This is a genomic window from Delftia sp. CH05, assembly GCF_009827015.1.
GTDB lineage: Bacteria > Pseudomonadota > Gammaproteobacteria > Burkholderiales > Burkholderiaceae_C > Comamonas > Comamonas tsuruhatensis.
The window spans coordinates 24,730-32,303 of record NZ_WUMG01000062.1 but is presented as its reverse complement, the minus strand read 5'-3'; the positions used below and the strand labels follow the sequence as shown (position 1 = coordinate 32,303).

The following is a 7,574-nucleotide window of genomic DNA, read 5'->3' as shown; positions in this document are numbered from 1 at the left end:
CGGGCACGACTGCCTCGCCAGCGGAGACGGCGGTCAAAGCACCTTGCCGTTCGAGCTTGCGCCACTGGAACAGCAGTCCAGCCGAAACGCCTTCCTGCCGAGCGACCAATGACACGCTCATGCCTGGTTCGTAGGTTCGGCGCACCAGCGCCGCCTTCTCTGCGAGAGACCAGCGCCTGCGGCGCTGGTCCTTCACGACTACCTCGATTGACTCCGTATGCCTAGTCATATGCACAGTCCTGTTCCTATCTTCAAAGATAAGCGATAGGACGGGGCCGGGGAATCAGGGGGCTATTTCACACGGACGGCGGGCCGGGCTTGCTGGATGGGGTGTTGCGCTTTGCGCAGGTTTTTATAAGACAAGTCCTATATTTGTCCCATAACCTGTGTCAATAGGTGTTCCAAATTGCCTTTGCATTACGATTGCAAACATCAATCAAGAGCAATGGCGCAGGGCTTGCAGGCCTGTCGCATGGTTCCCCGGCAACGAGAAGCACGCTTGCATGAAAAACCCCGGTTACACGCGCAACGGCTGTCCAGGCGGCACATGGCAATGGCCCCGTGGCTTCACCCTCATCGAGATGATGGTGGTGGTGGCGCTGGTCGCGATTCTGGCCGCTCTGGCCGCTCCTTCCTTCATCGCTCAAATAGCCAACCAGCGCGTCAGCTCGGCTGCGCTCGAGTTGCAGTCGTTGCTGCAGCTGGCTCGCTCCGAAGCGGTCTACAAACGGGTGGAAAGCAGCTTCGTGGGCGCGGGGCAGACATGGTCCGCCAAGTCGGGCGGGCAACTGGTGCGCGAGGCCCGGGTGCCTGATGCCGTGACCGTCTCGCCCTCCGGTGATTCTTCCCAGGGTGTCCTGTTCGAAACCACGGGGACCGCCAGGCAGTTCTCCGGCGCCAGCACGCTGTACACGCTGACCGTCACGGCTCGCCATGCCACGCGCATGCAATGCCTGAGAGTGACCCGCGCCGGGCTTGTGCGCCAGCAGCGGCTGCCTGCCGGCGGCAGTTGCTGATGCGCGTGCAACGGGTCTGCAACATGTCCATTCCTTTTCCTTCTCGCAGGCAACGCGGCGCAGGCCTTATCGAGGTACTCGTCGCCGTGCTGCTGGTGGCCGTGGGGCTGCTGGGCGCCGTGCGCATCCATGTGCGTGCCATTGAATACACCGTGGATACCGAGCGGCGCCAGATGGCATCCATGCTGGCTTCCGAGCTGCTGGAGACCCTGCGGGGGGACACGGCCACGGTCCTGGACGCGAAGGGCGTGCCCGTGGCGGAACTGGGCGGCTACCAGAAGCTGGAGGGTGCCGCGATGCCCGCGGCACCTGTGGCCTGCCAGCCTTTGCCGCAGCCGCGGGCGCAGCGCCTGGCCTGCTGGGGCGAGCGGGCCCGCAAGCTGGTGCCCGATCTCACCGCGAACCGCATCGACACCTCCTTCGCCGTGAGCGCCGATGCCGACGGCCTGGTGTCCGTGACGGTGGCCTGGCCGGTCAAGAAAGGCCAATGTCTGGATGGAAGCGACAATGAATTTTGCACATTCACGCTGCGGTCGCGGCTTTGAGCGCGGGCCGGGCGCACGGGCGTGCCGCATGCGCATGCCGTCCCAGGCGGGCCTGTCCCTGGTGGAGATTCTGGTGGCGCTGGCCATCGGCCTGTTCCTCGTGCTGATTGCCACCACCATCTACATGCAGGGGCTGTCGAGCTTCGGTTTTCGCGTGGGGCAGAGCGAGAACCTCGGCAACAGCCGGCTGGCGCTGGCCGTGCTGGACTCCGAGTTCTCCAAGGCAGGCTACAGGAGAGATCCTTCGCAGGCGATGTTCGACGCATTTCCTGCCGATTCCTCGCCCCATCCCAACGGCTGCCAGTTCACCCAGGGACAGGCGCTCTACGCGGCTGACGCGCAGACCATCTGCCTTCGCTTCCAGCCCCGGGACGCTGCGGAAACCGACTGTGCGGGCACGCCGGCGAACCTGGGGGCCGCAGGCCCCTATGACGCTCCGGCGCCGGCGACCGGCATGTTCGCGGAGAAATACACCGTCGAAAGTGGCGTGCTGGTCTGCCGGGCCGCGCAGGAGGTTGTGCCGCTCGCCGATGGCGTGCGGGCGGTGCATTTCGAGTTCGGCATCGATCGGCAGACAGCGCCCGGCGCGATACGCAGGGTCGATGCCTTCACGGCCACGTTGCCCGGGACGCAGGAAGCCATCCGTTCCCTGCGCCTTGCCCTCTTGCTGGAAAGCTCCGGCAAGGTGACGCAGGGCATGACCTCCACCGTCTGCGAGCGTTGGGCGCAACTGGGCGGCGCCCGGGCCCGATGCGATGCGAATGCCGGCTCCCTGCTGCAACTGGCCACCGGCACGCTCACCCTGAGGAATCTGATGCCATGACCGCGCTGATCGGAGCCCGGAGCCGCCGCTGCATGTCCTGTGCACTGCACGGGCGCCAGCGCGGCAATGCCTTGCTGGTGTCCATGATCATGCTGCTGCTGGTGTTGCTGCTGGCGGTGGTCGGCATGCGCGTGGCCACGCTGGAGGCACGCATCGCAGCCAACATGGTGGATAGCCAGCGGCTGTATGAAACCGCGGATGGCACGCTGCGAGAAGGCGAGCGCAAGCTGCTGGAGCATGCCGTCGCACTCAAGCCTTGCAATGGCGCCGGCACTCCGGTGGCCGAGAGCAGCGGCATTCCCTGCTCGGTATCCGATGTGCGTACGGACTCCATCGGGCTCGGTACGGATTTTCGGACGACCAAGGCCAAGGCGGCCGGGTTTCAGAAGCCCGATGGGTACTGGTATCCCCGATACATCACGACCGCCTGTCCCAAGTCGGGTAGTGCGACGTCCGCGCTGGATGCACCCGCCACCGGCTGCACGGACTTCTATGAGGTCAATGCCCAGGCCACGGAAAAGTCGCAGGCCCAGGCCTGCGGAGCGCATGCGCTGTGCCTGCGGTCCAGCGTCAACATGTTCATAAAGTAAGCAGGGGGAGGGAGCTTCAATGGCTCGCATTGCAAGTTGGAAGACCAGGCATGGCCCGAGGGGGCGCCAGGGCCGGGCACGCGCGTGGCCGGCCCTGGCGCTGTGGACGTGCGCATTGGCACTGGCCAGTACGCCGGCGCATGCCCAGGGGCGCGCGGACACCGTGCTGTCCCAGATGCCGCTGTTCGTGAACCAGGCGCTGGCGCCCTTGAACATGCTGGTGATGGGGCGTGACCACAAGCTGTACTACGAGGCCTACAACGATGCCTCCGACCTCAACGGCGACGGTGTGATCGATGTCGGGTACAAGCCGGACCAGATCGACTACTACGGCTACTTCAACAACAACGTCTGCTACAGCTATTCCAAGGGTGTTTTCGTGCCCTCGCAGGCAGCGACCGGAAGCAACAGGAAAAAGTGCTCGAACCACTGGAGCGGCGACTTCCTGAACTATCTGGGCACATCGCGCATGGACGCCATACGCCGCGTGCTCTATGGCGGCATGCGTGCGGAGGACACGGCTTCGCGCACCGTTTTGCAGACCGCCTACATTCCCAGGGATGCGCACAGCTGGGGCAAGGCCTATGACCCTGCGCGGGATGCCAAGGTCTACAGCATTTCGGACTATGCGCCGCTGCGCCCGCCGGCGGTCGGCACGCGCCATCTGTTTGCCGTCACCACGCTGGGGGAGGCCGCTGGCGTCATCACCCAGTTGCGCGTGCTCAATGACTCCTCGTTCCAGATCTGGGACTGGGTGTCCCAGGAGGGCTTTGCAGGGCAGAGCAACTGTGCAGGCGGCAATTCGTGCGCGCGGGCCAGCAGCAGGATCACCGACTACAACCTGCTTGTGGAGGCCTGCTCCAGCAGCAATGTCCAGTTGCTCGAGGCCAGCTGCAAGGCCTATCCCAACGGTGGCAAGACCATCTACAAGCCCACGGGGCTGCTGCACGACTTCGGGGAGAACGGGAAGATGTACTTCGGCCTGCTCACAGGCTCGTACGAGAAAAACATCGCCGGCGGCGTGCTGCGTCGCAATATCGGCAATTTCGCAGAGGAAGTCGACCCTCAGACGGGCCAGTTCAAGACGGGTGTCAATGGCGTGGTCGCCAACATAGACCGCCAGCGGCTGATCGGCTACACCGGCGGCAAATACGTGGAATGCGGCTGGATCACGTCCGGCCCCATCAGTTCGCTGGACAAGCCTTCGAAGTGCGCCATGTGGGGCAATCCCATCAGCGAGATGATGTTCGAGACCATGCGCTATTTCGGCGGCGCGTCCCAGGCCCTCGGCATCTTTGACTACGCCGGCGGCTCCTCCAAGGATGCGTCCCTGGGCCTGTCCAAGCCCGCCTGGGAAACGCCCTACAGGGCCAAGGCCGAAGGCGGGGGCGGCTACCAGTACTGCTCCCGTCCCGTCATGACGGTGCTCAGCGACATCAATCCCTCCTATGACGGCAAGCTGCCCGGTAGCCGCTACGCGAGCGTCGGTGCCAGCGCCCTCAATGGCTTCAATGTCTCAGACGAGGTGGCGGCCATCGGCTCGGCCGAGCGCATAGACGGGAAGAACTTCTTCATCGGCCAGTCAACATCGGCCAATGCCGACCAGGCTCCTTCGGTCAAGACCATTGCAGACCTGTCATGGGCGCGCGGCCTGTCTCCTGAGGAGCCCAGCAAGGAAGGCACCTACTATGCCGCAGGCGTGGCCCGTTTCGGCGCCAGGAATGCCATCTTCGGCAACAGCCAGGGCAAGAATGCGCTGAGGACCTACTCCGTGGCCATTGCGTCACCGCTGCCGGAAATACGCTTTCCGATCGGCGGCAAGCGCTTTGTGACCATTGCGCCGTTTGCCAAGACCGTCTCCGGCAGTGCCGGTGGCAGCACCGTGAACAATGCGGTCTTCACGCCGACCAACCAGATCGTCGACTACTACGTGGTCAACATTGCCAACACGGGCAAGGCGGACATCGATGCCTCGGTCAATGGCGGGCGGCCCTATGCGGAGTTCCGCATCAACTACGAGGACGTGGAGCAGGGCGCCGACCATGACATGGACGCCATCGCGCGCTACACGATCGCGCTGCAGGCCGATGGCAAGGTGAAGATCGACATGGTGTCCGAGTACGCCGCTGGCGGCCTGGGGCAGCACATGGGCTATGTGATCTCGGGCACCACCAAGGACGGCATGTACCTGGAGGTGCGTGACAAGGACACGGCCTCGGCCTACTACGCCTACAACACGCCCCCCAATCGCGATCCGGGCTACTGCCGGGGCAGCATCTCGGCCCAGCAGCGCACGGAATGCTCGAACCTGGGGCTCACGGCCACCCGCAGCTTCACTCCCGGCAATGCGACCGACGCGGGCAGCTTCCTGAAGGGACCGCTGTGGTATGCCGCCAAGTACGGCGTGCCGGACCGCGACCCCTCCAAGATCACGGGAGATCCGGACAACTATTTTCTGGTGACCAATGCCGGCACGCTCAAGGACCAATTGACCAAGGCGTTCAACGACATCCTGCAGAACATCAGTTCCGTGACGGCGGTCAGCGTGGACATGCCCACGGCGACACTGGGCGAAGGCGCCGACCTGTACCGGACCACGTTCGAGGTCCAGTACTGGAGCGGCGATGTCATCCGCGAGAAGCTCACCACCAGCGACAGAACGCTGGTGTGGAGCGCGGCGGAACTCCTGTCGGAGCGGTCCGCCGATGACCGCAAGATCTACTACCCCAGCAGGACCGGCAGTGCCGTGTCGCTGAGCCCTTTCACGTACTCCAGTCTCAGCGGGCAGCGTTCCGATGCGTCCTGGCTGGCCGTGCTCAACACGGACCCGGCCACGAACTCCGCCGATGGCCAGGCAAAAAAGCGCATCGAGTTCCTGCGTGGCGAGGTGCGCGATGACTTGCGCGTGCGCAAGCCCCTGGCCAGCGGAAAGCCCAATGTGCTGGGCGACATCGTCAATTCCTCGCTGGTGCGGGTCAAGGGCGGCCTGTACCGCGCCTCCGTTGCGGACAAGCTGGAGGGCAGCACCACCTATGCCGCCTTTGCCGCGAAACAGGCTGCCAAGGAGATGCTGTATGTGGGCGCCAACGACGGCATGCTGCACGCCTTCGACGCGGCATCTGGCAAGGAGGAGTTCGCCTTCATTCCATCGGGGGTGAAGAATTCGCTCAATGTCCTGGCGTCCCGGTATGGCGCGGGCGGCGCTCCCCACCGCTACTTCGTGGACGGGACGCCCGTGGTCTCCGATGTCTACTTCGGCAACGCCTGGCACAGGGTGCTGGTCGGCAGCCTGGGCGCGGGCGGGCGGCAGGTCTTCGCGCTGGACGTCACGGACCCCACCTCCCCCCGGTTGCTGTGGGAGTTCGGCGTTGAACAGGACGAACGCATGGGTTACTCGATGCCCACGCCCGTCGTTGCGCGGCTCAACGACGCCGGCCGGTCCAAGGGCAGGTGGGTGGTATTCCTGTCCAATGGCTACCAGGCGTCGAACAGCGCCTCCGGCGAGTCCAGCCTGTTTGTGCTGGATGTCTCCAGTGGCGAGGTCATCCGGCGCTTTGATTTCGCGGCAGGCATGACGGCCGCAGAGCTGAGCGCGCTGCCTGCGCCGAAGAACGGCCTGTCGCGCGCCGCCGTGGTGGACAACAACGGCGATGGCAAGGTGGACCTGGCCTATGCCGGTGATCTTGCGGGCAATGTATGGCGCGTGGACCTGGCCAGCAGTGCCAGCGGCTCATGGAATGCGCAACTGTTCTTTGTGGCACGCGAGTCCGAACGCAGCGGAGGCAAGCGGCTGTCCATCACCACCGCACCCTACGTGGTGCGGCACTCCAGCGGCAAGGGCGATGTGGTGGCCTTCGGCACGGGCCGCTTCATGACGGATGACGACAAGCTGGACATGCGCCGGCAATCGGTGTTCGGTGTCTGGGATCGCTACGGCACACCCGCCACGACTGCGCCGCAGCCGCTGCCTACCGCCGGCAAGGGGCGCGGGGATCTGCAGGCCCAGCAGTTCACCCAGGTGAGCGGCTTTCCGGGCAAGTTCGCCCTGTCGGCCAACCCGGTCACCTGGTACAAGGACGCCACCAGCACCGCCGACTCCAATGTGCACAGCTGGGGCTGGTACGTCGATCTGCCGCGCGACGGAGAAAGACTGGTCTACGACATGAGCCTGTACGGGCGGGGGCTGGTGTTCACCTCCATCCGGCCGCCGCTGGGCGACCCCTGCTCCGCAGGCCTGGCCAGCACGATCTACGCCATCGATCCCGACACCGGGGGCAAGACCGACTATGTCGCCTTCGATGTGAACGGCGACGGCATCTTCAACGCCTCCGACAACCTGGCAGGCCAGCAGGTCAACGGCCGCGAGGTGGGGCCGGGCAGGCCCACCATCAGCGGCGCGAAGATCTTCGACTCCAGCGGAAAGCCAAGCGGGGCGGGAGACCCAGTCAAGACCGGGGGCGACGATATCAACAGCGGAGTGGACCGGGGGCGACAGAGCTGGCGCCGCCAGCCAGCGAACCCGTGACCGCCATCCCATCCACTACACAAAGGGGCCTGCCGGCCCCGGCCGTCTGGCTGGCCCTGCGGGCCCCCGAGGAGA

6 protein-coding genes are annotated in these 7,574 nt (G+C 65.0%); 5 read left to right on the top strand and 1 reads right to left on the bottom strand.

The genetic code is table 11. The features are described 5' to 3' along the window. Positions 1-229, bottom strand: a 229-nt coding sequence (locus GRX31_RS28095) for a transposase (RefSeq protein ID WP_160852539.1), incomplete at its 3' end; no start/stop codon positions are given. Between the two features lie 274 nt (positions 230-503). Here GRX31_RS28095 and GRX31_RS31075 point away from each other — a divergent pair. From GRX31_RS31075 to GRX31_RS28070, 5 genes are all read left to right on the top strand, one after another. Continuing rightward, complete coding sequence (locus GRX31_RS31075) at positions 504-1,016, top strand: GspH/FimT family pseudopilin (RefSeq protein ID WP_016445404.1); 513 nt, start codon at positions 504-506, stop codon at positions 1,014-1,016. 23 nt (positions 1,017-1,039) lie between these two features. Beyond that, positions 1,040-1,561 carry a type IV pilus modification protein PilV gene (gene pilV / locus GRX31_RS28085; protein ID WP_237426803.1) on the top strand — a complete coding sequence of 174 codons (522 nt, stop codon included), beginning with the start codon at positions 1,040-1,042 and terminating at the stop codon, positions 1,559-1,561. 34 nt (positions 1,562-1,595) lie between these two features. After that, a complete protein-coding gene (locus GRX31_RS28080; protein ID WP_237426802.1) occupies positions 1,596-2,384 on the top strand; it encodes a prepilin-type N-terminal cleavage/methylation domain-containing protein in 789 nt (262 codons plus the stop codon). Beyond that, positions 2,381-2,974, top strand: a complete 594-nt coding sequence (locus GRX31_RS28075; protein ID WP_160855857.1) for a pilus assembly PilX family protein — start codon at positions 2,381-2,383, stop codon at positions 2,972-2,974. Before GRX31_RS28080 ends, GRX31_RS28075 begins: the two co-directional genes overlap by 4 nt. Positions 2,975-3,089: 115 nt before the next feature. Further along, the gene (locus GRX31_RS28070; protein ID WP_237426801.1) at positions 3,090-7,499 is read left to right on the top strand and encodes a pilus assembly protein; all 4,410 of its coding nucleotides are present in this window, start codon (positions 3,090-3,092) and stop codon (positions 7,497-7,499) included. Positions 7,500-7,574 lie beyond the last annotated feature (75 nt).

Excerpts from the sequence above, each read along its gene's own strand:
- GRX31_RS28080 (WP_237426802.1), top strand. The coding sequence starts at position 1,596 with ATGCCGTCCCAGGCGGGCCTGTCCCTGGTGGAGATTCTGGTGGCGCTG.
- GRX31_RS31075 (WP_016445404.1), top strand. The coding sequence starts at position 504 with ATGAAAAACCCCGGTTACACGCGCAACGGCTGTCCAGGCGGCACATGG.
- GRX31_RS28075 (WP_160855857.1), top strand. The coding sequence starts at position 2,381 with ATGACCGCGCTGATCGGAGCCCGGAGCCGCCGCTGCATGTCCTGTGCA.
- pilV (WP_237426803.1), top strand. The coding sequence starts at position 1,040 with ATGTCCATTCCTTTTCCTTCTCGCAGGCAACGCGGCGCAGGCCTTATC.